Origin of the sequence: Bacillus sp. SJZ110, from assembly GCF_006715455.1 — a bacterium.
Taxonomy (GTDB): Bacteria; Bacillota; Bacilli; order Bacillales; family Bacillaceae; genus Bacillus; species Bacillus subtilis.
In genome coordinates, this window is sequence record NZ_VFNF01000001.1 from 1007761 (window position 1) to 1031676 (window position 23916).

Consider the following 23916-nt stretch of genomic DNA (forward strand, 5'->3'; position numbering starts at 1 on the left):
TAACCTTTCAAAACGATTCTATTCAAACAAATCAAGTTTATCAGTGAAGAAACAGAAAGTCAATTGTAAATCCGAACATTAAATTAATGTAAATCTATATTCGTTCGCTTCCATTCGTTTTATAAGCGTTTTCTCACTGTTTTGTCATAAAAAGCTTGTGAAACTTTCATCCTTTAGCATAAGAAAGAATCACTTGCCTGATATCCCTTTTGAATTCATAAAAACGACCCGCCAGCCATCCGGGTCCTCTATCGTTACGCCCCCATTGCTCCAGTACGGGTTCTCTGATTCGACCTCTTGATAGCCCATGTGCTTTAGCTTTGAAGTGATCGCTGCCAGTTCATCTGCATTCGGCACATAAAAAACAAGAAGGCTGTCGGGATGGGGAACGGGGGCAGTGCTTCCCCCTTCATACTGGGTGAATTCTAAATGATAATCGGCATGAGGAAGGCCGAACATGACACCGTCATACCCGTTATGCTTTGAAAATTCTCCTATTCGTTTCAAACACAATCCCTCTTCGTAAAAACGAATAATCTCATCCAGCTGGCCCGTAGGACGCGCAATTCGGATTTGTGCTGCGTGAAAAGACGAAAAACGTTTTCCCATATTGTTACCATCTCCTTTTTGCACCATTTTATTAAAACGCTTTCAAATTTTCATCCGCTGAGCGAACGGTATTTCTTCCATCTTTCGAATGAAAAAAACCCCAAGAGCAGCTCTTGGGGCTTATGCGCCGGGCGGAACGCCTGCGTCATCAAAACGCCGTTCCAGGTTGACGAATTTGTTGTATTCTTTTACGAACGCAAGAGACACAGTTCCTACCGGGCCGTTACGCTGTTTGGCGATAATAATTTCGATAATATTTTTATTCTCAGTTTCTTTGTCATAGTAGTCATCACGATAAAGGAACGCGACAATATCCGCGTCCTGCTCGATACTTCCTGATTCCCGGATATCAGACATCATCGGACGTTTATCCTGACGCTGCTCAACACCCCTGGAAAGCTGAGAAAGCGCGATGACAGGGACTTGCAGCTCCCTGGCAATCGACTTCAGTTCACGGGAAATTTCAGATACTTCCTGCTGACGGTTGTCCTTTGAACGACCGCTTCCCTGAATCAATTGCAGGTAATCGATCAAAATCATGCCCAGCCCGCTTTCCTGCTTCAAGCGGCGGCACTTGGCACGGATTTCACTCACTCGAATACCCGGTGTATCATCGATGTAAATCCCGCTGTTCGATAGGCTTCCCATTGCCATCGTCAGCTTGCCCCAATCCTCTTCGGTCAGGTTACCTGTACGGAGATTCTGGGCATTGATATTTCCCTCGGCACAGAGCATACGCATAACGAGCTGCTCGGCACCCATCTCAAGACTGAAAATCGCTACGCTCTCATCGGTCTTCGTCGCCACGTTTTGTGCGATGTTCAGGGCAAAGGCTGTTTTCCCTACTGAAGGACGGGCAGCCACAATGATCAAGTCGTTGCGCTGGAAACCCGCAGTCATCCGGTCAAGCTCCGTAAACCCTGTTGGAATTCCCGTGATATCACCTTTTCGATTGTGAAGCTGTTCGATATTATCATAGGTCTGGACAAGGACGTCCTTAATATTTTGGAAGGCACTCGTGTTTTTGCGCTGTGCCACTTCCATAATCGTTTTTTCCGCTTCACTGAGTAAATCCTCGACCTCATCCTCACGGGTATACCCGTCTTGAGCAATCGTTGTCGCAGTTCTGATTAATCGGCGAAGAATCGATTTTTCCTCAACGATTTTCGCGTAATATTCTATGTTAGCCGCTGTCGGCACCGAGTTTGCGATATCTGTCAAATATGAAATGCCGCCTACTTCTTCCAGCAGGTCTGTGTTCGCAAGCTCTGATGTGACTGTCACCAGATCAACCGGTTCACCTCGGTCACCGAGCACCAGCATCGCATTATAGATTTTTTGGTGGGACATTCTATAGAAATCATCTGGAATCAATACTTCTGAAGCCAGTGTTAAAGCAGACGGCTGTAAAAAAATAGCGCCTAACACGGCTTGTTCGGCTTCTATATTTTGCGGAGGAAGCCGGTCATTCAGAAGGTCTGTCATGCTAAGCACCGTCCTCTCATTAAAAAATCTCCAACCTCCATTCTACCATTTCTACAGAAAAAAAATAGAAAAATTGTCTGTTTCCTGTTTTTTTCAGTTAGCAGATTGGATCGTTTCGGACAGTAACAAGGCGGGAAAAATGCAATAAAACATGAGGGAGGAATGAAAGATGATAAAGAAATATGCGATTACGCCTAATGTTGATGCGGACGGCTGGTTTATTGAGGTGGAGAATGTAGCGCCGACAGCTTTGTATACGTCTAAAGACGCCGCTATTGAAAAGGCCAAACAGGTGGCTAAGGAAAACAGTCCGTCTAAGCTTGTAATTTATGACCAGTTTAAAAATGTGGAAGAAGAACACTCATTTTAATGAATGAAAGCCTTCGCTGCAGCGAGGGTTTTTTAGCGGTTATCGGTTTATTTCATCCATTGGATGCCTATGTGCATCATCAAATCTGCCGCTTTTTGATACAGATCCCACTCCCCGATCGAAGCAAATTTCCCCATCAGCTCCTGAAGCTTTAACCTCATTGCTATATATTCTTCGAAAGTGACAGCTTTTTCAGTGTCTATTTGGTGTTCCTTCAGCATTTGTTTTAATAAGGATAACGGTGCGTGCATAAGAACCCTCCTTACCTCTTTTATAACGGTCATTTTCCGATTGCTCTATTCCTTTGTGACATCTTCTTACATTTCACATCTGATTCTTGTACAATGGACAGAAGAGAGGAGGGATCTTTTGTGAGACCTTTGCAAATTTCTGCTGAAACTGCACAAAAGCTTGCAGAGTCCTTGAATCTGCCGCTTGAACAGATCATGCATATGCCTCAGCATATTCTGCTTGCCAAAATGGCTGAACTGCAAAAAGAGGACAAATCATAGCCTTCATTCACATACTTGCTTACCTGTTTCGGGATAATATCATGTATATGTTAGAAAAGAGGAGTAACTGCTTTGCCACATCCACATAATAAAAAAATCCAATCATTTTGGCTGATCACCGGCATTATCTTTATCGCCTTTAATTTACGGCCCGCGATCACTTCAGTCGGTCCGGTCATCAGCTCTATCCGGGCAGAGCTGCACATGTCCAATGGGGCAGCCGGTTTTTTGACCGCACTGCCGCTGCTTTCGTTTGCAGTTCTTTCTCCGCTTGCACCTAAGCTTGGACAGCGCCTCGGAAATGAGCGAACTTTATGGCTAGGTCTCGTGATACTGCTTATCGGTGTTTTGACTCGTTCTACCGGCTATACTGCCGCTTTGTTTTTCGGAACGGCACTTATCGGCGTCGGGATTGCGATTGGTAACGTACTTTTGCCAAGCTTAATCAAACATAAATACCCTGAAAAGCCAGGGATCATGATCAGCCTGTATACGACATCAATGAATATATTCGCAGCTTTAGCATCGGGTGTCAGCGTTCCTTTAGCGATCCAGATGAATGGCGGGTGGAAACAAGCCTTTCTCTTATGGGGCGGGCTGGCTTTGCTTGCATTGCTGATCTGGATACCTCAGCTGCGCCATCGAGATACGGCAAACCAGACAATGAAGCTGCAATCCAGTTCCATTTGGGCTTCCAAAATGGCATGGTATGTCACCATCTTTATGGGCCTGCAATCGTTTTTATTTTACAGCAGCATCGCTTGGTTTCCTGAAATTCTCCGTTCACACGGGATTGATACGGCAACAGCCGGATGGATGGTATCACTCATGCAATTTGCGAGTCTGCCTTCCACTTTTCTGACACCAGTTTTAGCTGACCGTGTGAAACAGCAGCGCGGTATCGTTGCGGCGCTGGCCTCAGTTTATCTGATCGGCCTTTGCGGATTATTAGCGGGCGGAAGCCATACATTGCTTGCCATCTGGATGATCATTATCGGTATCGGACAAGGCTCCAGCATTAGTCTGGCCCTTACTTTGATTGGTCTCCGCAGTGAAAATGCCCAACAGGCCGCTGCGCTGTCAGGCATGTCTCAGTCATTCGGCTACCTGCTGGCAGCAGTCGGGCCAATCTTTGTCGGCTATCTCTTTGACCAGACGCATTCTTGGACGATGCCGATTGTGCTTCTCATTGCTGCCCTGATCGTAATGGGAGCAGCCGGACAGGGAGCCGGACGAGATCGATACATTTTTCAGTCAGAAAAACAAAGAAATTCAGCATAAAAGCGGGGAAAATATCTCCGCTTTTTTCTTTGAATATTTATGGTTTATTCATAAGTTTTTCATATTTATTTTTTACAATTAGACACCATAAAGAGGTGAAAAACGATGAAAACCAAACGATTCGACGCAGCCCTTATTCTTATTTTGCTGGGAGCAGCTTTTTTGAATACGTATCACGTTTGGCAGGAGGACACAGCGAACCAGTACTATTTGGCGGCTGTAAAAAGCATGACGCAAAGCTTCCATAATTTCTTTTATGCGTCATTTGACCCTTCTGGATTTGTGACAGTAGATAAGCCTCCTGTCGTGTTATGGATTCAAACGATTTTCGCACTGATTTTCGGTGTTCACACGTGGAGTGTCATCATTCCCCAGGCTCTTGCCGGAGTTGGGTCTGTATTCCTTCTCTACAGAATGATTAAGCCGACTTTTGGAATTGGAGCGGCCCGCATTGCCGCACTTGTCATGGCACTGACCCCTATCGCAGTAGCTGTCAGCCGGACAAACAATATCGACAGCATGCTTGTTTTTACCTTATTGCTCGGTTCAGCTTGTCTGCTTAGGGCAGTAAAACAAGGTAAGCTGGTTTGGCTGCTGACAGCATTTGCCCTGATTGGGCTCGCCTTTAATATGAAGATGATGCAAGCGTTTATGGTATTGCCTGCATTTGTGTTATTCTACCTGATTGCATCTCGGGTTTCTCTGAAGAAAAAAATCGGGTCCCTGCTTCTGTCTCTTGTCCTTCTGACAGGCCTTTCACTCTCATGGGCGATTGCAGTGGATTCAGCCTCTTCCTCAAGCCGGCCTTATGTAGGAAGCAGCCAGACTAACTCAGTGCTAGAACTGGCCTTTGGCTACAACGGCACAGAGCGTCTGCTTGGGCAAACTACGGGCCTTGCAAAGGGTGATATGAATGCTGCTGGCGGAGGGAACATGCAGAATCAAGACAACATGCAAGCGCCAAATGGCAACGGTTCATCTTTTTCTCAGAACGGAAATCAATCATTCGGAAACCATTCACAGGCGCCTCAGCCGCCTAACGGACAAACCGGCGCTCTCAATGGAGGCGGAGGCACACCTCCCACAGGTGGCAACGGGCCTGGAAATGGAGGGCCTGGCGGCGGAAAAAGCATGAATATGTTCGGCACCGGTGATCCTGGCCCGCTTCGTCTTTTCCAATCAGCACTTTCCGGCCAAATCAGCTGGATGCTTCCATTCTCATTGATCGGATTACTGGGCGCAATCGTCAGCTGGTACCGTGATCGCCGCGGACATGCTGCTAAAATGAAAGAAACGCTATTCTGGGCGGCTTGGCTTGTTCCCGTGGCTGGTTTCTTCAGCATCGCAGGATTCTTCCACCAGTATTATTTGATTATGCTGGCACCGCCGATTGCCGCCCTTTCTGGTATCGGATGGTATACGATGCACCGCTTATACAAAAATAATAAAGACTGGTCCAGCTATCTTCTGCCGGCAGCCGTCTTGATCACAGCCGTGTTTCAGATGTATATTCTGAGCGCTTATACAAGCCAAATCGGCAGTGTATGGATGTATGTCCTGGGGCTCTTAGGGCTGGGCATCACCCTTGCACTTCTGATGCTTAAACGCAGCCATCCGTTCAGTAAGCTGCTGACCATCATCAGCTTGTGCGTTCTGCTTCTCACACCTGTTTACTGGTCAGCAACGCCGCTTCTATACGGTGGCAACAGCGTCCTTCCTGAATCCGGCCCGCAGCTCAAAGGCTCAGCAAACGGCGGGAACATGTTCTCTTCAGAGGTCGACAGCGGGCTCCTGTCCTATCTGAGAAAACACAATACCGGCGAAGAATATTTATTTGCTACTTTGACAACCGTAACAGCTGCGCCATACATCATTTACGAAAATGAATCTGTTATGGCAATGGGCGGATTTAACGGCACGGATCCCATTCTGACTGTGTCGGAACTGAAAAAACTGATCAAAGAAGGCAAAGTGAAATACTTCCTTCTGGCAGAAAACAACTCAGGTAACAGCGAACTTGTTTCCTGGATTAAGAAAAACGGAAAAGAAATAACATCTGACGAGTACAGCCGTTCCTCCAGCAGCACGAACAGCGTGCAGGGAATGCGAGGAGGACCTGGCGGAGAAAGCCAGCAAACTCTTTATCTCGTGGAATAAAAAAAGAGGCTTGGATGAATCCAAGCCTCTTTTCTATTAAGCTTCTTCTTTTACATGTACCTTTAACACAGCCTGCACTTCAGGATGCAGCTTCACAGGCACGTTTGTATATCCTAATGCACGAATGCCGTCCGGCAGTTCAAGCTTCCGCTTATCTACTTTAATGTTATGGTCTTTTTGGAGCTGTTCTGTGATTTGCTTGCTTGTCACTGAACCAAATAAACGGCCGCCCTCACCTGATTTTGCGCTAAGCTCAACAGTCAGTTTTTCTAATGTCTCTTTCAAGCTCTTAGCCTGCTCAAGCTCAGCAATGGCTTCTTTTTTCTCTTTCTGCTTTTGTCCGTTTAGCGCGCTGATGTTTGACGCGTTCGCTTCAACCGCGAGGCCTTTTTTAATTAGAAAGTTATGCGCATAACCGTCTGCTACGTTTTTGACTTCGCCTTTTTTTCCTTTTCCTTTTACATCTTGTAAGAAAATAACCTTCATCTCTGTACGCCTCCCTCAAAATACTCATCTATGGCGTGCTTCAGCCGTTCCAGCGCTTCAGAAACTGAAATGCCGGACAACTGAGTCGCCGCATTTGTTAAATGCCCTCCGCCTTCCAGGGCCTCCATGATGATCTGAACATTTACCTCGCCAAGCGACCGCGCACTGATACAAACCGTTTGTTCATCCCGTCTCGCCACCGCAAATGAAGCCTCAACCTCACTCATCGACAGCAGCGAATCGGCAGCCTGCGCAATCAGCACTTGATCGAAGTATTCCTCTTCATTTTCAGGAAGAGAAGCAATCGCAATGTTATCTTTATAGAGGACCGTATGCTGGATCAGCTTCGCCCGTTTAATATAGGAATCAACGGTTTCTTTCAGGAACTTCTGCACCAGCACCGTGTCGGCGCCTTTTGCCCTTAAATAAGAAGCCGCATCAAAAGTCCGCGAGCCCGTGCGGAGAGAAAAGCTCTTTGTATCCACTATTATACCAGCTAATAGGGCTGTTGCTTCAATCATATTGATTTTTAAGCGCTTCGGCTGATATTCAAGCAGCTCTGTCACCAATTCCGCTGTGGAAGAAGCGTATGGTTCCATATAAACGAGCAGCGGATCTCTGATAAACTCCTCACCTCTGCGGTGATGGTCGATGACCACGATATGTTCAATTTTATTGACCAGCCGTTCCTCCATGACGAGTGACGGCTTATGTGTATCAACGATCACAAGCAGTGTGTCATCATTGGAAATTTCCATTGCTTCTTCAGGCGTAATAAATCTTGACCACAGTTCTTCATATTTTTTGATTTCCCCAATCAAACGCTGCACACTTGATCCGATTTGATTTGGGTCAATCACGATAAAACCATCTTTGTTATTTGCCTGAGCCACCTTTAAAATCCCGATCGCTGCGCCGATAGAATCCATGTCGGGGAATTTATGCCCCATGATAATCACATTGCTGCTTTCGGTGACGATTTCCTTTAAGGCGTGAGAAATCACGCGGGCCCGCACCCTTGTTCGTTTCTCCATTGGGTTTGTTTTACCGCCGTAAAACTTCACCTTGCCGTTTGGCAGCTTAATGGCTACCTGGTCTCCGCCGCGTCCCAGTGCTAAGTCCAAGCTGGATTGCGCCAAATCGCCAAGTTCTTTCAGGGAAGAGACTGAAGCCCCGACACCGACGCTTAACGTCAGCGCTACACCGTCAAATGAGGTTTTTTCCCGCACTTCATCAAGAATCGAAAACTTCGAATTTTCGAGTTCAGTTAAGATGTGTTCATTAAGTACAGCGATAAAGCGTTCTGAAGACGTCCTTTTCAAGAAGATCCCGTACTCCTGCGCCCAAGCGTTCAGCAAAGATGTCACCTGGCTGTTCATCGTGCTTCTCGTCTGGTCATCCAATCCTTGTGTCACATCATCATAGTTATCAAGGAAAATATATGCCAGGACGGTTCTTTCGTTTTCATATAGCTTTTCAATCTGAATTTGTTCTGTTACATCAAAGAAATATAAGAGACGCTCATCCCGTTTGATGACAACCCTAAACTTGCGGTCATTCAATGTAACCGTTTCCGATTCCACCTCTTGTTTGATAAGCGGCACTACCGATTCACAAGTATCGTAAAGTGATCTCCCCACTAAAGTGCTTTCATTAAAGCAAGAGGAAAGAAACGGATTTGCCCATTCTATATAATATTGGTCATTAAAAAGCATGATTCCAATCGGCATTTCCATCAATGCCTCTTCACCGACTTTTTTCAACCTGTAGGACAACGTAGAAATATAAGCATCAATCTCTTGTCGAATAAGAGAATCAGCACGCTTAATAAAAAACAAAATAACTGCCAGCAGCAGCACTTCGACGGTTCCTAATATCCAGTTAAAATAAAAGCTGATGAGGATTGTAATAATTGACAGAGCAATCAATGCATAGATGGGATACCGAAACAGCGGTTTTTCATAAAAGCTTGGCATTTCTATCACTCCCCACCATGTGAGTAAAACTCATGTTCACTTCACCTTATTCCTTATATGAAAGCCCATATCTAAAACGCCTAAAATGCGAATGGCCGCCATGAAGACCGGATGCACAAACCCAAGTATGACAGCAATCACAGCCGCAGCCTTTGGATATTGTTTCTTATGGCAATAGAAAAAGATAAATGATAACCCTTGGATGAAAATCAGAAACCCGAGTATAAACTCCCCATTTAAAGCGATAGAGTACAGCATTTGGCCTTTTTCTAAAGGCAAAAATGAAAGCATGACAATAATCAAATACAGTACTACAACACTTTGCGGAAACTTCAACTCTCTAAAAGGCTTTAGATTAGGAATATCGGGGGAGAATCGCCTTAAGAGCGGCTTAGCGATAAGGTAACTGAGGAAAGAAAAAATAACTCCTACCATCACAATAGCTGTTGGAAAAAGATATTGAACGATACCCAATTGTTCTTCCATCAGTTTTAATTGCTTCTCAAACTGCCCAGCATTGCCCGACTGCTTCGCTACAGTTTCTACAATATCAAGAGATTGCCGGTATTGTGTCATTGCCTCATCAATGATATTGATACCCAAAAACTGAATGCTTATCACAAAATAGAAGACAATACTAAGCATATAAATAAGAGCGCCCGAAATAATGGCGTGCCCGGGCTCTTTCCTTTTGAAAAAATGTCCCATGGCAATGCCGGCGCAAGCTGACATAAAAGCTACAATAAGCCCGTTAAAGGACCCGACAATAAAAACAACCGGAAGACTGACAGCGCCCATCCATATCCCTAGCTTCAATCCATGTCTGATCGTATACAAGATCATTGGCAGCGGCAGTGCAAATAACAGAATTGTTCCAATCACAGGAACATAAACGACCAGAAGCGTAATGATCGCAAACAGACTGATTAAAATAGCACCTTCCATTAAAGCTCTCGTTTGTTTCACTTAGTCACCTCGTATCATCCTGAACATACGAATAGAAAAGAGCAGCATAAACGACTGCTCTTTTTTTCATCGCTGCAACATGCTTTGCACCGAATGTTTTTATATCATCTCTAAATTTTACTTTTATATTTTAACATAAGTCCAAATCGCAAGTAAAATGACGCTAATGTTTCATGTGAAACATGAAAAAGGAAAAGACATTCTTTGAAAAGAATGCCCATCACAATTAATGTTTATCATCCATAAAGCCAGAAGATTCCTTGTTTTTCTTTTTCGTTTTTCTGACATACATAAAAATTAAGATCACCAGTAAAAGGGTTGTTGCTTGCAGAACGCCGCTGCTAAACAAGAAAAAGTTCTTTATCATGTCCCACATTGTGTTTCACCTCTTTGTGCATGTTCTCAACCCGTATCCTATATAAGGTGAATTTCCCTTTTTAAAAACTTCAAAACATCATGAACAACATTGAGCGTTGGGCATATGCTGATATGGAATCTGATCGATAAAGGAGAATTTTCACATGGATGAACGCAGAACATTGGCTTGGCATGAAACATTAGAAATGCACGAGCTGGTTGCTTTTCAATCAAACGGACTCATTAAACTGAAGAAAATGATAAGAGAAGTAAAAGACCCTCAGCTCAGACAGCTTTATAACGTGTCTATTCAGGGTGTTGAGCAAAATTTGAGAGAGCTTCTTCCGTTCTTTCCACAGGCTCCGCACAGAGAAGATGAGGAAGAAGAACGCGCAGATAACCCATTTTACAGCGGTGACCTGCTCGGTTTTGCCAAAACATCTGTCCGCAGCTATGCCATCGCAATTACAGAAACAGCAACACCTCAATTAAGAAACGTACTGGTCAAACAGCTGAATGCTGCCATCCAGCTGCACGCCCAAGTTTATCGATACATGTATCAGCATGGATATTATCCGTCTTACAACCTTTCTGAACTGTTGAAAAACGATGTCAGAAACGCCAACAGAGCCATTTCAATGAAATAAAACAAGCAGCAAAGGAGTTCCCTTTGCTGCTATTTCTGCTGATCCTTCACTAAGCCGTTCGAACGATAAGATTCCAGCACGTCTCTGTTGGATTCTCCCCATTCTTTCATTTGCAAAACAATCGGTTCAAGCGTGCGCCCAAATTCCGTCAGAGAGTACTCTACCTTGGGCGGCACCTGGTGATAAACCTCACGGTGCACGATGCCGTCCGCTTCCAGCTCCCTCAGCTGGAGAGTAAGCATTCTTTGAGTAATACTCGGGCAGATTCGCCGAAACTCATTAAATCGTTTCTTGCCATCTATCATGTGATAAAAAAGAATTCCTTTCCACTTTCCGCCAATGACATCTAGAGTGAATTCAACTGGACAGCCTTCTTTGTTCGGGTATATATTCTTTTTTTCACTCATTCTTGACCCTCCAATAGTACCTTTTTTGATACTACATTACATTTTGCAACTAAGCTACCCAGTATTTTACACACCTTTTCTCCTTAGCTCAAAGAAAATGCTTCTTATTCACATCAATTTTTAAGGGTTTGCATGATTACACCTGCAGCAAGACGTGTTAAACTATATAAAGATTACACTACTTAAAAAAGGATAGGAGCTATCATGGAAAAGATACTTATTTTCGGACACCAAAACCCAGATACAGATACGATTTGTTCTGCGATTGCTTATGCTGATTTGAAAAACAAACTCGGCTTCAATGCTGAGCCTGTCCGCCTCGGACAAGTCAACGGCGAAACACAATACGCGCTTGACTATTTCAAACAAGAAAGCCCGCGTCTTGTTGAAACAGCTGCAAACGAAGTAAACGGCGTTATCCTGGTTGACCATAACGAACGCCAGCAAAGCATCAAAGACATTGAAGAGGTTCAGGTTTTAGAGGTTATCGACCATCACCGCATCGCTAACTTTGAAACAGCTGAGCCGCTTTACTATCGTGCTGAGCCTGTAGGCTGTACGGCTACCATCTTAAACAAAATGTACAAAGAGAATAACGTGAAAATCGAGAAAGAAATTGCCGGCCTTATGCTGTCTGCGATCATTTCTGATTCTCTGTTATTTAAATCTCCAACTTGCACGGACCAAGACGTAGCAGCAGCAAAAGAGCTTGCGGAGATCGCTGGAGTAAATGCTGAAGAATACGGCTTGAACATGTTGAAAGCAGGCGCTGATCTAAGCAAAAAAACAGTGGAAGAGCTCATTTCTCTTGATGCGAAAGAATTTACACTCGGCAGCAAGAAAGTTGAAATCGCACAAGTAAACACAGTGGACATTGAAGATGTAAAAAAACGCCAAGCTGAATTAGAAGCTGTGATCTCAAAAGTTGTGGCTGAGAAGAATCTTGATCTGTTCCTTCTCGTTATCACAGATATCTTAGAAAATGATTCACTTGCTCTTGCAATCGGTAACGAAGCAGCGAAAGTGGAAAAAGCGTTCAACGTTACATTAGAAAACAACACAGCCCTCTTAAAAGGCGTTGTTTCCCGTAAAAAACAAGTCGTTCCTGTCTTAACAGACGCAATGGCTGAATAAGCAAAAAGCATCCCGCGTCGGGATGCTTTTTCTTATTCACCCAGCTTCTCAATTTGTCCCATCACATCAGTAATTTGCTTTGCGTTTTGGACCAGGTCTGACTGCTCCAATTCTTTAAGCGATACCTTGCCTTCCTCGGCTTGTTTCAACACATCTTCAGCGCTTTTCTGCAAGGTTTCGTTATGTTCCTGAATGGTTTGATGAATCTCCGCTGCGGCATCAGGCGGCGTTAATTCATTAAAATCAGCGGCAGCCTTCTGAATCGACTCAAGCTGCGCTTCAAGTTTTTCTTTCGCCTCGGTGTCATTTACAGCTTTCTCAGCCAATTCAGGCGCTTCCTCTGCAAATGTCTTCACCTTCTCCACATAACCAGCTGCTTCACTCGTATAGTTCAATCCGTCGTTCACCTGATCAAGCATGCCGCATCCGCCTGCACTCAAAAGTCCCACTCCGGCAAGTACTGTCAAAATGATCTTCATCTTCAGCCCCCTCATCGTTTCTTTTTCATTTTTTCTTTTAAGATCGGAATCAATTTCTCTTTCGCTAACGGCAGCCCTTTCCTCACCAATTCACGCTTCAGCCACTTTTTCAGCTTAGACATTCTGATGCTCCTCTCCCTTTTTGATAAAAATGAAAAAACTCCACCAATTTGGTGAAGTTCCTGAAACAAAAAGACCTTCACCAAATCAGATTTGGCAAAGGTCTCGCTAACAATGAGATTGCCAGCAAAGCCGAGGACACCTTGTCCCGTAATGACGACTTTACTGTGAAAGCTACTCCCCTTTGGAGTGTTCATTTTTATTACTTTCATTCTAAAGCACCGATCTGTTCCAGTCAAATTCCAGCCGTTTATATAAAAGCGCGCTGTGGTATTTAAAATTTGAATGGTTTTTCCATCAGGAGATCATGCTATGACAGAGGAGGTTTTCATCATGAGTCAAGAGCGCGTGAAACGGCCTGGGCATACCAGATGGTACATATCTTCGTTACTTAGCGGCATTATTATTCTTAATTATTTTGACCGAGTGGCCATCTCGGTAGCGGCCCCTGCGATACAAGATTCGTTTCACCTTACTGCAACTGAACTCGGCATCGTGTTTTCCATTTACACCTATTCCTATACACTGATGCAGCTGCCTGTCGGAAGTTTGCTGGACCGTTTTGGGGTCGCATGGGTCACGAGGGTTGGAATGACGATATGGAGCTTTTTAACGATCCTTCTTGCTTTTTTGCAAGGAAAATTGCTGTTGTATCTGTTCCGGTTTCTCATTGGGCTGACGAGCGCCTCTGCGTTCCCTGCTGCCTCTAAGGCAACCGCTCTCTGGTTTCCTCCAAGTGAGCGGGGATTGGCAAACTCATTGTTCGATTCGGCCGCCAAATTTTCAAACGTGATCGGCGCGCCATTGGTCGCGTTTCTTGTCACAACATTTGACTGGCGTGTCGCTTTTTTGACGATTGGATGCATCAATGTGCTGTTTACGATCTTTTTCTGGCAGTATTATGAACAGCCTGAACGGCACAAACGCATTTCTAAAAGTGAACTAAACTATATTCAAAAACACAATGCCATTACAACAGAGCAAATCCCTTACAAAACGGGCCCGCTTTTAAAAAAGCTTTTCACCAATCGGAAAGTATGGGGCTTAATGATCGGATTTACAGGGTACGGGTATACATTCAATCTGCTGCTCACCTGGCTTCCGACTTTCTTTAAACATACATACGGTATGGATCTCATGTCGTCCGGTTTATTTACGGCAGTGCCGTGGCTGATCTCAACCATTTCCGGAATTGCCGTCGGCGGCTGGCTCGTCGATTATTTTATTAAGAAAGGCTATCCTAACACCAAGGTGTACCGAACCGTAATCATAGTCGGAATGAGCTTTGGCTTTTTCTTTTTAGGCTCCATTCTGACGAACAATATTACCGTAGCCATTATTTGCATTTCCATCGGACTCGCCGGAATTTCAGCAACCGCTCCGGTCGGCTGGTCCATCTCCGCAGAACTCGCGCCGATCGGTTCCGTATCCATGCTGAGCTCCATGGTGAATCTCGCAAACAACCTGTTCGGAGGCATTATTGCTGCGTCACTGACAGGGTATTTGTTTGATGTGACAGGCTCCTTTACCCTCAGCTTTCTGGTAGCTGGTTTTGTGCTGTTGCTGGGATTGGTTTTTTATGTGTTTGTATTAGGGGATGTAAAACGAATTAAACTGGAATGAAGAGTGCTTACTGAAAAGCACTCTTTTCTTTGAATCCGCCAGGTGTTATTTTCTTTCTCCCAACATTCACTAGGCTGTTCTCGGACGAAAACACTACCATTTTATCCTTGACTCCAACCAAAGGTAAGGCCTCATAGTGAAAGAAGAAAGGAGGAGTCAGATGGTGAAATTAACAGTAAAAGAACTATCCAATATTGCGAATGTCACAATCAAAACGCTTTATCATTACCACAAAATCGGCTTGCTAGCCCCAAAGGAAATAAGCGAAGCCGGATATCGGTACTATGGTGCTGACGAACTAAAAAGACTGCAGGAAATCCTTTTTTACAAAGAATTAGATATTCCTTTGTCAGAAATCAAAAGATTATTAAATGAGGATGCTGAAAGAACAAGTACATTAGAAAAACAAAAAAAGCTGTTTGAAAAGAAAATTGAAAAGTATCAGCGTCTCATTCAAACAGTCAACACATCTTTAGAATACACGAGAAAAGGTGAAAACATGGATCATAAGGTAATGTTTAAAGGATTTGAAAGCGCTGAAGAATGGAAACAATCTTTAGCAGAACAAAATGGGTATTTAAAAGAGCGTTACGATTTTGAATTGGATACACATACAATCAATGTCGATGAAATGAACAAAATGGCAATAGAGGCTAAACATTTTCTTGATAGGATGGCTGATTTTTTAAGAAATGGTGTAACGTATCATGACCCTTCCGTGCAAGAGCATGTCATGAATCATCTTAAGTTCCTAAATCAGAACGGGCATCCGACAAGTAAAGAAGATTACGTAAAACAAACACGTTTTTTTATGCAAGATGATTTCCATAGAGGAATGTTAGAAGAGCAGCAAACCGGTTTATCTTATTATTTGGTTGTCGTTGCAGAACACCTGTAGTGTTTTGTCACCCTTTATAGGGTGACAGCCATCAGGATTACGAGACAGCACCGCCAACAATCGAAACATTCTGCCGGTCAACGGCAAAACGCTGTCCGTTCCATTTCAATACGGTTTGAACATATCCCAATGAGTCGGCGTTATACCTTCCCGCTATCCGCTGGTACGCCAATAATTCGTATACGCCGTCTCTGTCAAAATCAACCGGATACAAGCCCGATAAAGGATTCACCCATCCTTCTATCGGCATTTTTAACACACCTTGGCTGTTATAAATCTCATTCAAATATTCCCTGCCTTTGTAAGTAAGGTCGAGGATATACATTTCGTTTTGCTGATGACTGATGACGCTCGCTTTATATTGATTTTGATACCTCACACTGTACTTTAATTCATCATTCAATACATCTGAATTGAAAATTCGCCGAAACTGCCTGTTTAGATAGGCAAACACGTATGCATAAATAGCACCGCCGCTTCCCCCTGTATCTATTACCACTGCCACATCCTCAATCTTGTCGCCTGTCATATCCCCCAGAAAAAGTGACGGATTGTATCCCATATTGTTTTGAAGCTGAATCTGCTGCTCCTGATGGGTTCTGCCATCACGGATCACCAATGTGATATTTCTCCATAACGGGCTGCCGGTCATTTGATTTCCAGTTAGAAAGACCTCGTCAATAACGCCGTCTCCCGTTACATCGCCGCGGGTAGATGCAATGATTGCACGTGAGGAGACAGGCTGCCGAAATACGTATGGATGTTGAACAAGTCCTCTGCTTTCATAAAACCAATAAGGAGCCATTCTGATGTCATACACATTCAATTGTGTCACCTTCCCTAATCAGCTGAATGAATCATTATATGCAGGAATGGCACATCAAAGACATATCTTACACACCAATTAAATCCGTACCATATGAGTTATCGATTACACAAAGCCACTCGCCTTGCGCATTCTTCTTAAATACATAGGTCGCCCTTCTTTCCATCGCATACTCGGAGTCCTTTTTATCCGAATCAAGCAGTGTCTGAGAAAGGACGAGTACCGTGTCACCTGCTTCCAGCATGATCATTTCCCCTTGTGTCGGGACAATATGATGATTGAAATAGTTCGCAATCGTGATAAACGCTTTTTTGATTTCTTCTTTGCCTCGCGCGATCATGCCCGGCTTCACAACTAAAACGGCATCTTCCGAATAATAATTCATCAGTGTATCAAAATCTTCATTTTGGATTGCCAAATCACACGCAGAGATGATGTCTTTCAATTGCTGTTCCAAATGAATTCCCCCAATCATCATGATTGGATATATTATACATTGCTAGACCACTGAAACCGTGAAAACAAAATGAAAAGTATCCTTTTTTCCTAACGAATCGGATGTATAACAAGCTCCGCAAAAGCCTCTGCGGCAGGCAGCTGCCATTTTTTCTTTTTGGGTGTGAGTAAATCGGATCGAGGGCTTCAACATGCTGGAGATTTTTCAGCTTATGTTTTTCACTTCCATTAATCCCTATACCTTACCACATAGTTTTTATACAATTCTTCGTTATAAAGAATTTCTTCGCCATGTGAAGAGCAAATGAGCGTTGGTTTGATTTGATCTATGATTGAGCCGCTATCGATGTTCTCATTTATATCAACACTGAATCTTCTTATAGGTGGGTGTAAATCCTCCTTACTTGTGATAAAAAGGTCGCCCGTTAATAGCGTACGATCGATTTTATGATAATACACGACATGCCCCGGCGAATGGCCAGGTGTTAAATAGTATTTCAGAGGCAGGTGAGCAAGAGTTTGCTCCGTCAGCGGCTGGACAATATGGGCTACCCCTGTGTTCTCCACTTCATTTTTGTTCGGATATGGCTCTTCCCCATTGATGTACTTTAGTTCTTTCTGGTGCGCAAAAATCGGAATATCAAATCTCTCTAACCATTTTGATGCACCTCCGATATGATCACTGTGGCCATGGGTAAGCAAAATGGCTTTTGGATTGCCGATCGCTAACGCTGCCCTAATTTGAGCATCAGCAAAACGTTCTATTCCCGTATCAACAATATAAACATCATCACCATCTTTGATAAACCAGGTATGAACCGGAATACGAAGAGGCACATCAAGCTCAAATTCACATTGATAGACATGTTCTGATAGTTTTCTCAAGTTCACGCAAACCACTCCCTTTGGAGATTTTTGATAGTTCAAAAGAAAACAGAAGTGAACGGCCAGCGGACTGGAATTCTTGAGGAGGAGACGCCGATTTTCGCCAGCATCAGCTCGACTTGTTAACATTGTCCATTAATAATCCCTTTTGTTCCCCTTCTTCACATATTCCCAATCACGTTCTATATTCTTCCTCACTCTATGAAGGAGTGCAGAAATGGTTTCCTTTTCCTCTGAAGTAAAACCGGACAAGGCCACTTCCGTGGAATGTTCTCCTTCTCTTCTTAACAATGGATATACCTTTTTCCCTTTCTCAGTCGGGAACAGTTTTTTTATTTTTTTATTTTGCTCATCCGGCAGTTTTTGAATAAATCCCTGCATTTCCAGCTTCTTAATGGCCCGCGCGGCCGTTGTCCGATCCACTTTTATCATTTCCGCCAATTTTTCTTGAATAATTCCCGGATTTTCGTATATACGTACGAGATAGAGATACTGCCCTCTTGTTAAGTCTAAATCTTTAAATTCGATGTTGCTTATGGAATCCAACGCTCTTGCTATCATGCCGATCTCACGCAAAATATCATTCATTCCTAAAACTCCTCACGTATTTTTGTTGTATTTACAACAAAAATGTTTTAACCTTACTATTATAAGACCACATGCATGCTGTACAGTCCAGACTAATATCAGAAAAGGATTGATTCATAATGAATATAAAAAGAATAACAACTGAAGCTGATTTACATGCAGCTTTGAATATTAGAAAGACGGTTTTCATTGAGGAGCAACATGTATCTGAATCCGAAGAGTTTGATGAATTTGATACGCTCCAGGAACAATGCCAGCATGTCTTGGTATATCATGAGAATCAGCCTGTCGGCACGGGCCGTGTGCGTATCGTTGACCATACAGCAAAGCTGGAAAGAATCTGCATCCTAAAACCTTACCGTAAGTATGGATTGGGGAAAGTCATCGTAAGCGGGTTAGAAGAAATCATAAAAGAAAAAGGACTGACTGCATGTAAGTTGCATGGTCAAACACAAGCAGCAGACTTTTATCAAAAACTGGGCTACCAGATTTCTTCACAGGAATTTATGGAAGACGGCATCCCTCACGTCCTGATGACAAAAGAAATATCGCGGAATATAACATGAAATATATTTTTTACGGATTAGGCATACTCATATTAAGTTTGGGCATTTCCTTAACCATACAATCAGGGCTGGGCACATCCCCCTTCGATGCCCTTTTGGTTGGTCTGTCAAAAGAAGTCGGACTTACCGTAGGAAGCTGGGAGGTCCTTATTTCTGTGATCCTCTTAATCTGCAACACTATATTAACGAGAAAAAAACCTATTTTGCTGGGCTTGATTACAGCATTCATTACTGGAATAGGCATTGACCTATGGTTGTTTGTTGTAAAAAACACCCTCTATCTAAACGCGTTGTTAAGCAAACTGATTTGTTTCGGAATTGGTTTGGTGCTCATCGGTCTTGGAACAGCCATCTATCTTCAGACGAAATTCGCATCAACGCCCATCGATCATTTAACACTTATTATCCGAGATCTCTCCAAAAGAACAATCTTGTTTTCAAGAACATTGGTATACGCTCTTTTCTTAGTATTAGCCATTATCTTTAAAGGCCCTATCGGCATCGGAACCCTATTAACCGTCTGTTTGGGAGGAATGCTCCTTCACGTTTTTATGCCTATTGTGGAAAAACAATTCTTATCAAAGAATAGAAGGGGTTAAAAAACCTCTTCTTTGAAAAAACGAAACGCAAAACAAGCTACGTTTCGTTCAATAATTTTATGATAAATTAAAATTTATAGTACCAAAAAATCGCAATTTCATTTGCTGTTGGAAGATTGGAATAAAGCATCGTATCAACTGCACCTATTATAAATTGATGTTTGGCATAAAAATGACAAGCTGAAACATTAATATCTTGTGTTTCAAGCATAAGACCACAAAAGCGATTCTCCTTTGCCCACTCAATCGCTTTATGTAATAATGCTGTTCCAACGCCTTTTTGTCTATAGTCTTTTGCAACGGCAATGTCCTCTATTAGTGCATACCCATTCCAGTTAGAACGAATCTTAATCCGGCCGATGCAGTTGTTTTCAACATAATATAAAAAAACCGCTTTTCCCTCTTCTTCAACATAACTAACAGCCATTTCATCATCTTCATATTGTTTAAAATAAGGTTTAGAAAATCGTTCCTCAGTATATGTCCAAACACCGTTTTCAAAAGCAGGTATCATTCTCCCAAAAACAACGAGAGGTTCATTTGGTTTATTGAAATCTTTCATATTCAATTTAGTCATTTTAATGATCATATCAATCCCCGCCAATCGAGATAATATTTAGTAAACTCGTTTCGATACGATTCAACAACAGTTTCCAAAAGTGTACTCTATAAGAGAACAGCATTAGCATCCATTACCTTATATATTTCTCTATCTTAATGAGGTATTTCAACAAAGGCGTGTGGTACAGTAAATAGGAATAGAAACAAGAGAAAAGAAGATGACCCTATGCCCACTAACAATAAACTCAATGAGAAATATCATACTTCCTTCAACTCGCCCACAACCCTGTTGACTAGTACCCATGGAGAGAGGAAGCTTTGACACAGCTTCTGCCATTGGGGACATCTCTATTGAAGCATCCAAAGGACAACCAAGGATCGCTCTTTGACTTTTCCAAGAAGAAAGTAGAGTGAATAAAGGAGTGATTGAGTATGTTAACAAGAGAAGATATCTTTAAACACGTCAAAGAAAAATACGGTACATCGCCTGATTACCCGTGGGAGAAATACCCAAACTATGCTTCTTTGAGACATACATCAAACAAAAAATGGTACGGTCTTGTCATGAATGTTCTCCCAGAAAAATTAGGCTTGGATGGTCATGGCGAAATAGATATTCTAAATCTAAAATGTCCCCCTGACATAAGTGATAGCTTAAGAAACGGGGAAAATATCTTACCCGGATATCATATGGATAAGGAACATTGGATTTCAATTGTTTTAGAACGGACAGATCCAGAAGGCGAAATCGATAACTTAATCGAGCAGAGCTTTCATTTAACCAAGTGAAGATAAAGAGTGTTCCGGCTAATCGAACTGCGAAGAGTAGTAGGCACTTTCATTTTAGGATACTGTTCTTCACTCTGTCCACAAACGCAACTTAGTTCATCTGGTGCGAGAGTGGGAGAAGAATTTCAACCAACTTCTTATGTAAAAGGATGAATAGTTATGACAAATAACTTAAAACAGAGAAGAATCATTTTAGATTTAGCAGTTACTTTAGATGGTTATATTGAAGGGAAAAATGGAGAAGTTGATTGGTGTATTATGGACCCTGATATGGGGTTTACTGATTTTTTAAATCAAATTGATACTATTTTATATGGTAGAAAAAGCTACGATTTATGGGGACAATACATTCCAAAAAATGAAGACCCTGATACAGAAAAGGAACTTTGGAAATTGGTTCATAGTAAAAAGAAATATGTTTTTTCCAGAACACAAAATGAGATTGATAATCAAGCCATATTTATAAATGATAATATTCTTGAAGAAGTAAATAAATTGAAGAAAAATCCTGGTAAAGACATCTGGCTATATGGTGGAGCGAGTCTCATTACAACTTTTATAAATTTGGGGCTTGTTGATGAATTTAGATTATCTATTCACCCTGTTGTTTTGGGAGAAGGAAAACCGTTGTTTATTGATGTAAAACAGAGGATAAATTTAAAAATGGTGAATACAAGAACATTTTCCTCTGGCGTTGTGCAAATCGTTTATCATTGGAATGGCTAACATTGTAAAGTAACACTCGACAGTAATCCTTCTTATTGAACTAAAGGGGAATCCATAAATAATGGGTTCCCCTTAATATACTATGGAATTATCAATATCAAATTTTCTGTAATAAAAGAGGATTGAAAAGGACGATGTCTCCTCCATTAACATCATTAAGCATTATAGTATATTTTCTTCTCCCTCTTTTAAGTAATCGGCTAAGTTTTGTATTTATAAAAAAACGAAAGAAGGTGATCCAATGCCTACTAACAATAAACCCAATAGATTAATCGCTGAGAAGTCTACTTATTTTACTTCAACATGCCACAATCCTGTTGACTGGTTCCCTTGGGGAGAAGAAGCATATGAAAAAGTGAAACGCGAAAACAAGCCTGTTCTGGTCAGCATCGGTAGTTCGACATGTCATTGGTGCCATGTCTATTAGAATAACCATAATAGATCTTTTATGACTCTATATTATCTATAGTTTTATAAACAATTTGATCTTTCCTAAGTATTATTTTCAAACCGAATTTTTATTATCTATCTCTCCTACTTATTTTTAATATCCTGATACACTTTCTCAAAAGTCTCGATTGGTAGCGAAAACTTAGTTGTTTTCTCGTTACGATAATTGATCACTATATCAATTTGATTACCTTTTTGCTCAAACTCAATAAATGCATTCTCCCATTTATCTCTGATTGATATTATACGATTGCCATTTTTCTTTTCCTTATAGATGTAATCCATTTTAACTCTCCTTCCAGAATCAATAACAAAACCTTATGTTATTAAAAGTCTACATTATCGACCGACAAAAGGTTTCGAAATAAGCAATCCTCAAAAAAGGAAGTAAATCATGACTTGCGTTTGGTGGCCCGGATAATCAAATCGTGTGGAACTCCATTAAAAGATAACAAAAGCCATTTTAAACGATAATACTATTTGTTCAAACAATACAGTTTACCTTTTATGTCATTCATTTTCTAAAAACTGCAATCCGTAACCATGCGGTAGCAGGTTTTTTTATTTGCTTGACTTAGAGTTAACTCTAAATTGTAAACTAACTTTAATTAAATGAGAGGGATGATGTTGTTGTATTCCATTAGTAAAGCTGCTGAGAAGACTAGTATTAGTTCGTATACATTAAGATATTACGAAAAGATTGGGTTACTTCCACCACCAAAACGAAAAAACAGTGGAAGGCGTTTTTATACAGAGACTGATATTCAGTTCATGTTATTCCTGAAAAGTTTAAAGGAAACAGGTATGTCTTTGGAGGATATTAATGAGTTTGTCAAAGACGGATGCATTTTGGAAAAAATCAATTCGGTTGTTAAATCGGCACAACTCTCCCCATCTATAAATAAACGTATTGAGATTTTAACCAAGCACTTAGAGAAAATGGAAATTAAAAAAAGGGAGCTGGAAGAAGTGATTTCTACTACAAAAGGAAAACTGGATACATATTATTCAATTTTGAAAGAGGAAGTGGAAAACAAATGAAACATTTAAATATATACATAATGTTACTTGGCTTCTCTATTTTCACGGGAGCTACTTTTAATCTTGCAAAATATACAGTTGGATATTTTTCTCCATCGTCTTCTGCGGCATGGCGTTTCGGTTTAGCGGCTGCAGTGATGCTCATCATTTTGATTTTTACTGAAGGTATAAAGAAGAGTCAATTACGGAAAAACGCCGTTTCATACATTGTTCTTGGAATTATAGGAATCTTTGGATTTAATGCCTTGTTTTTTGTTGGTTTAAAATATACATCTCCCGTTAACGGAGCATTAATAATGGGGCTGAATCCTTTATTAACAGCAATTCTCGCTCGAATTATCTTAAAGGACAAAATGACAAAAAAACAAGTACTCGGCATACTCTTTGCTTTCATTGGTGTATTGCTAGTCATTACAGAAGGTTCTATCGAAACCATTAAAACCTTATCAATTTCAGGAGGAGACTTAATAATCTTTACAGGTAACGTTTGTTGGGCACTTTATGGTGTACTTGGACGTCGGTTTGTAAAGGATGGAACTCCGCTATCTACAACCACTTATACGATGGCTATCGGTGCTGTTAGTTTAATAGTAGTTTCCTTATTTACATCCAAACCTGTTTCTTTATCGAACATCCCGATTGGAGTTTGGGGGGCAATTGCTTTTATGGCTTTCTTTACAAGTGTTTTGGGTTACCTATGGTGGAATCAAGGGATTAAAGAGATTGGGGCTAGTAAAACATCTTTATTTTTCAACCTTGTTCCCGTTGTAACGATGATTATTTCATTTGCCGTTGGAACACCAATAAAGGTATTTCAAGTTATTGGGGCTGTGTTAGTTATATTAGGCGTTTTAACCGCTTCGGGGGTAATACGTATTCCTAAGTACAATACTAAAGAACAGTCAGCTATATAAAGAAATAG

General features: G+C 41.8%; 30 protein-coding genes and 3 pseudogenes. 16 read left to right on the forward strand and 17 right to left on the reverse strand.

What is annotated here, in order from left to right; translation table 11 throughout:
- Window positions 1–189: 189 nt before the first annotated feature.
- Both FB592_RS05080 and dnaB read right to left on the reverse strand, forming a co-directional pair.
- Window positions 190–609: a VOC family protein gene (locus tag FB592_RS05080; protein ID WP_015250809.1), complete on the reverse strand. Its 420-nt coding sequence runs from the start codon at window positions 607–609 to the stop codon at window positions 190–192.
- Between the two features lie 120 nt (window positions 610–729).
- Window positions 730–2094 carry a replicative DNA helicase gene (gene dnaB / locus FB592_RS05085; RefSeq protein ID WP_003226923.1) on the reverse strand — a complete coding sequence of 455 codons (1365 nt, stop codon included), beginning with the start codon at window positions 2092–2094 and terminating at the stop codon, window positions 730–732.
- A gap of 169 nt (window positions 2095–2263) precedes the next feature.
- Between dnaB and FB592_RS05090 the strand changes: the two genes are divergently transcribed.
- Window positions 2264–2464 carry a DUF2188 domain-containing protein gene (locus tag FB592_RS05090; RefSeq protein ID WP_003226922.1) on the forward strand — a complete coding sequence of 67 codons (201 nt, stop codon included), beginning with the start codon at window positions 2264–2266 and terminating at the stop codon, window positions 2462–2464.
- Window positions 2465–2511: 47 nt separating this feature from the next.
- Here FB592_RS05090 and FB592_RS05095 read toward each other — a convergent pair whose 3' ends face one another.
- Window positions 2512–2715, reverse strand: a complete 204-nt coding sequence (locus FB592_RS05095) for a hypothetical protein (protein WP_003244312.1) — start codon at window positions 2713–2715, stop codon at window positions 2512–2514.
- A gap of 120 nt (window positions 2716–2835) precedes the next feature.
- Here FB592_RS05095 and FB592_RS05100 point away from each other — a divergent pair, with 120 nt between their 5' ends.
- The 3 genes from FB592_RS05100 to FB592_RS05110 all read left to right on the forward strand — a co-directional run bounded on the left by FB592_RS05100 (window position 2836) and on the right by FB592_RS05110 (window position 6414).
- Entirely contained in the window at window positions 2836–2976 is a 141-nt protein-coding gene (locus FB592_RS05100; protein ID WP_003242786.1) for a YycC family protein, read from the forward strand.
- A gap of 72 nt (window positions 2977–3048) precedes the next feature.
- Complete coding sequence (locus tag FB592_RS05105; protein WP_141949346.1) at window positions 3049–4257, forward strand: CynX/NimT family MFS transporter; 1209 nt, start codon at window positions 3049–3051, stop codon at window positions 4255–4257.
- Between the two features lie 105 nt (window positions 4258–4362).
- A complete protein-coding gene (locus FB592_RS05110) occupies window positions 4363–6414 on the forward strand; it encodes an ArnT family glycosyltransferase (RefSeq protein WP_141949347.1) in 2052 nt (683 codons plus the stop codon).
- Between the two features lie 36 nt (window positions 6415–6450).
- On the opposite strand, the gene rplI is transcribed toward FB592_RS05110, so the two are convergent.
- From rplI to FB592_RS05130, 4 genes are all read right to left on the reverse strand, one after another.
- Window positions 6451–6900: a 50S ribosomal protein L9 gene (gene rplI, locus FB592_RS05115; protein WP_003226915.1), complete on the reverse strand. Its 450-nt coding sequence runs from the start codon at window positions 6898–6900 to the stop codon at window positions 6451–6453.
- A complete protein-coding gene (gdpP, locus tag FB592_RS05120; RefSeq protein WP_003242517.1) occupies window positions 6897–8876 on the reverse strand; it encodes a cyclic-di-AMP phosphodiesterase GdpP in 1980 nt (659 codons plus the stop codon). The genes rplI and gdpP overlap by 4 nt, the downstream gene beginning before the upstream one ends.
- A 36-nt stretch (window positions 8877–8912) precedes the next feature.
- A complete protein-coding gene (locus FB592_RS05125; protein WP_003243969.1) occupies window positions 8913–9842 on the reverse strand; it encodes a YybS family protein in 930 nt (309 codons plus the stop codon).
- Window positions 9843–10068: 226 nt separating this feature from the next.
- A complete protein-coding gene (locus FB592_RS05130) occupies window positions 10069–10218 on the reverse strand; it encodes a hypothetical protein (protein WP_003226909.1) in 150 nt (49 codons plus the stop codon).
- A 145-nt stretch (window positions 10219–10363) separates the two neighbouring features.
- Here FB592_RS05130 and cotF point away from each other — a divergent pair, with 145 nt between their 5' ends.
- Complete coding sequence (gene cotF, locus FB592_RS05135; protein WP_003243364.1) at window positions 10364–10846, forward strand: spore coat protein CotF; 483 nt, start codon at window positions 10364–10366, stop codon at window positions 10844–10846.
- 29 nt (window positions 10847–10875) lie between these two features.
- On the opposite strand, the gene hypR is transcribed toward cotF, so the two are convergent.
- Window positions 10876–11253: a transcriptional regulator HypR gene (gene hypR, locus FB592_RS05140; protein ID WP_003242487.1), complete on the reverse strand. Its 378-nt coding sequence runs from the start codon at window positions 11251–11253 to the stop codon at window positions 10876–10878.
- Between the two features lie 204 nt (window positions 11254–11457).
- Between hypR and FB592_RS05145 the strand changes: the two genes are divergently transcribed.
- Complete coding sequence (locus FB592_RS05145) at window positions 11458–12387, forward strand: manganese-dependent inorganic pyrophosphatase (RefSeq protein WP_014481484.1); 930 nt, start codon at window positions 11458–11460, stop codon at window positions 12385–12387.
- Window positions 12388–12419: 32 nt separating this feature from the next.
- Here the strand turns inward: FB592_RS05145 and FB592_RS05150 are convergent, their stop codons facing one another.
- Both FB592_RS05150 and FB592_RS05155 read right to left on the reverse strand, forming a co-directional pair.
- Entirely contained in the window at window positions 12420–12866 is a 447-nt protein-coding gene (locus FB592_RS05150) for a DUF6376 family protein (protein WP_014478547.1), read from the reverse strand.
- Between the two features lie 11 nt (window positions 12867–12877).
- On the reverse strand, window positions 12878–13198 hold the full coding sequence (locus tag FB592_RS05155) for a hypothetical protein (protein WP_003226899.1): 321 nt from the start codon (window positions 13196–13198) through the stop codon (window positions 12878–12880).
- A 100-nt stretch (window positions 13199–13298) separates the two neighbouring features.
- Between FB592_RS05155 and FB592_RS05160 the strand changes: the two genes are divergently transcribed.
- A complete protein-coding gene (locus FB592_RS05160; RefSeq protein ID WP_014478548.1) occupies window positions 13299–14609 on the forward strand; it encodes an MFS transporter in 1311 nt (436 codons plus the stop codon).
- A 160-nt stretch (window positions 14610–14769) separates the two neighbouring features.
- A complete protein-coding gene (locus FB592_RS05165; RefSeq protein WP_021481086.1) occupies window positions 14770–15507 on the forward strand; it encodes a MerR family transcriptional regulator in 738 nt (245 codons plus the stop codon).
- Window positions 15508–15544: 37 nt separating this feature from the next.
- On the opposite strand, the gene FB592_RS05170 is transcribed toward FB592_RS05165, so the two are convergent.
- The 5 genes and pseudogenes from FB592_RS05170 to FB592_RS05190 form a co-directional block, all read right to left on the reverse strand.
- Window positions 15545–16333, reverse strand: coding sequence for a hypothetical protein (locus tag FB592_RS05170; RefSeq protein WP_141949348.1), 789 nt, complete (start codon window positions 16331–16333; stop codon window positions 15545–15547).
- 67 nt (window positions 16334–16400) lie between these two features.
- Window positions 16401–16790 carry a YybH family protein gene (locus FB592_RS05175; protein WP_015715064.1) on the reverse strand — a complete coding sequence of 130 codons (390 nt, stop codon included), beginning with the start codon at window positions 16788–16790 and terminating at the stop codon, window positions 16401–16403.
- 89 nt (window positions 16791–16879) lie between these two features.
- A pseudogene (locus FB592_RS21045) lies at window positions 16880–17010 on the reverse strand (LysR family transcriptional regulator); the annotation flags it as partial.
- Between the two features lie 7 nt (window positions 17011–17017).
- Window positions 17018–17680, reverse strand: coding sequence for an MBL fold metallo-hydrolase (locus FB592_RS05185; RefSeq protein WP_141949349.1), 663 nt, complete (start codon window positions 17678–17680; stop codon window positions 17018–17020).
- Window positions 17681–17809: 129 nt separating this feature from the next.
- On the reverse strand, window positions 17810–18262 hold the full coding sequence (locus tag FB592_RS05190) for a MarR family transcriptional regulator (RefSeq protein ID WP_003226875.1): 453 nt from the start codon (window positions 18260–18262) through the stop codon (window positions 17810–17812).
- Window positions 18263–18381: 119 nt separating this feature from the next.
- Here FB592_RS05190 and FB592_RS05195 point away from each other — a divergent pair, with 119 nt between their 5' ends.
- Window positions 18382–18828: a GNAT family N-acetyltransferase gene (locus FB592_RS05195; RefSeq protein ID WP_141949350.1), complete on the forward strand. Its 447-nt coding sequence runs from the start codon at window positions 18382–18384 to the stop codon at window positions 18826–18828.
- On the forward strand, window positions 18825–19427 hold the full coding sequence (locus FB592_RS05200) for a YczE/YyaS/YitT family protein (RefSeq protein ID WP_141949351.1): 603 nt from the start codon (window positions 18825–18827) through the stop codon (window positions 19425–19427). The genes FB592_RS05195 and FB592_RS05200 overlap by 4 nt, the downstream gene beginning before the upstream one ends.
- 67 nt (window positions 19428–19494) lie before the next feature.
- On the opposite strand, the gene satA is transcribed toward FB592_RS05200, so the two are convergent.
- Complete coding sequence (satA, locus tag FB592_RS05205; protein ID WP_077670822.1) at window positions 19495–20016, reverse strand: streptothricin N-acetyltransferase SatA; 522 nt, start codon at window positions 20014–20016, stop codon at window positions 19495–19497.
- Window positions 20017–20420: 404 nt separating this feature from the next.
- Between satA and FB592_RS05210 the strand changes: the two genes are divergently transcribed.
- From FB592_RS05210 to FB592_RS05220, 3 genes and pseudogenes are all read left to right on the forward strand, one after another.
- Window positions 20421–20777, forward strand: coding sequence for an MmcQ/YjbR family DNA-binding protein (locus tag FB592_RS05210; RefSeq protein ID WP_141949352.1), 357 nt, complete (start codon window positions 20421–20423; stop codon window positions 20775–20777).
- A gap of 159 nt (window positions 20778–20936) precedes the next feature.
- On the forward strand, window positions 20937–21503 hold the full coding sequence (locus tag FB592_RS05215; RefSeq protein ID WP_046161081.1) for a dihydrofolate reductase family protein: 567 nt from the start codon (window positions 20937–20939) through the stop codon (window positions 21501–21503).
- Between the two features lie 241 nt (window positions 21504–21744).
- Window positions 21745–21924 (forward strand): annotated as a pseudogene (locus FB592_RS05220) (DUF255 domain-containing protein); the annotation flags it as partial.
- A 113-nt stretch (window positions 21925–22037) separates the two neighbouring features.
- On the opposite strand, the gene FB592_RS05225 reads toward FB592_RS05220, so the two are convergent.
- Window positions 22038–22238: a hypothetical protein gene (locus FB592_RS05225; RefSeq protein ID WP_021481098.1), complete on the reverse strand. Its 201-nt coding sequence runs from the start codon at window positions 22236–22238 to the stop codon at window positions 22038–22040.
- A 112-nt stretch (window positions 22239–22350) separates the two neighbouring features.
- Here FB592_RS05225 and FB592_RS21310 point away from each other — a divergent pair.
- From FB592_RS21310 to FB592_RS05240, 3 genes and pseudogenes are all read left to right on the forward strand, one after another.
- Window positions 22351–22427, forward strand: a pseudogene (locus FB592_RS21310) (DUF255 domain-containing protein); the annotation flags it as partial.
- Window positions 22428–22577: 150 nt separating this feature from the next.
- The gene (locus tag FB592_RS05235) at window positions 22578–22994 is read left to right on the forward strand and encodes a MerR family transcriptional regulator (RefSeq protein ID WP_125121166.1); all 417 of its coding nucleotides are present in this window, start codon (window positions 22578–22580) and stop codon (window positions 22992–22994) included.
- The gene (locus FB592_RS05240; RefSeq protein ID WP_125121018.1) at window positions 22991–23908 is read left to right on the forward strand and encodes a DMT family transporter; all 918 of its coding nucleotides are present in this window, start codon (window positions 22991–22993) and stop codon (window positions 23906–23908) included. Before FB592_RS05235 ends, FB592_RS05240 begins: the two co-directional genes overlap by 4 nt.
- Window positions 23909–23916 lie beyond the last annotated feature (8 nt).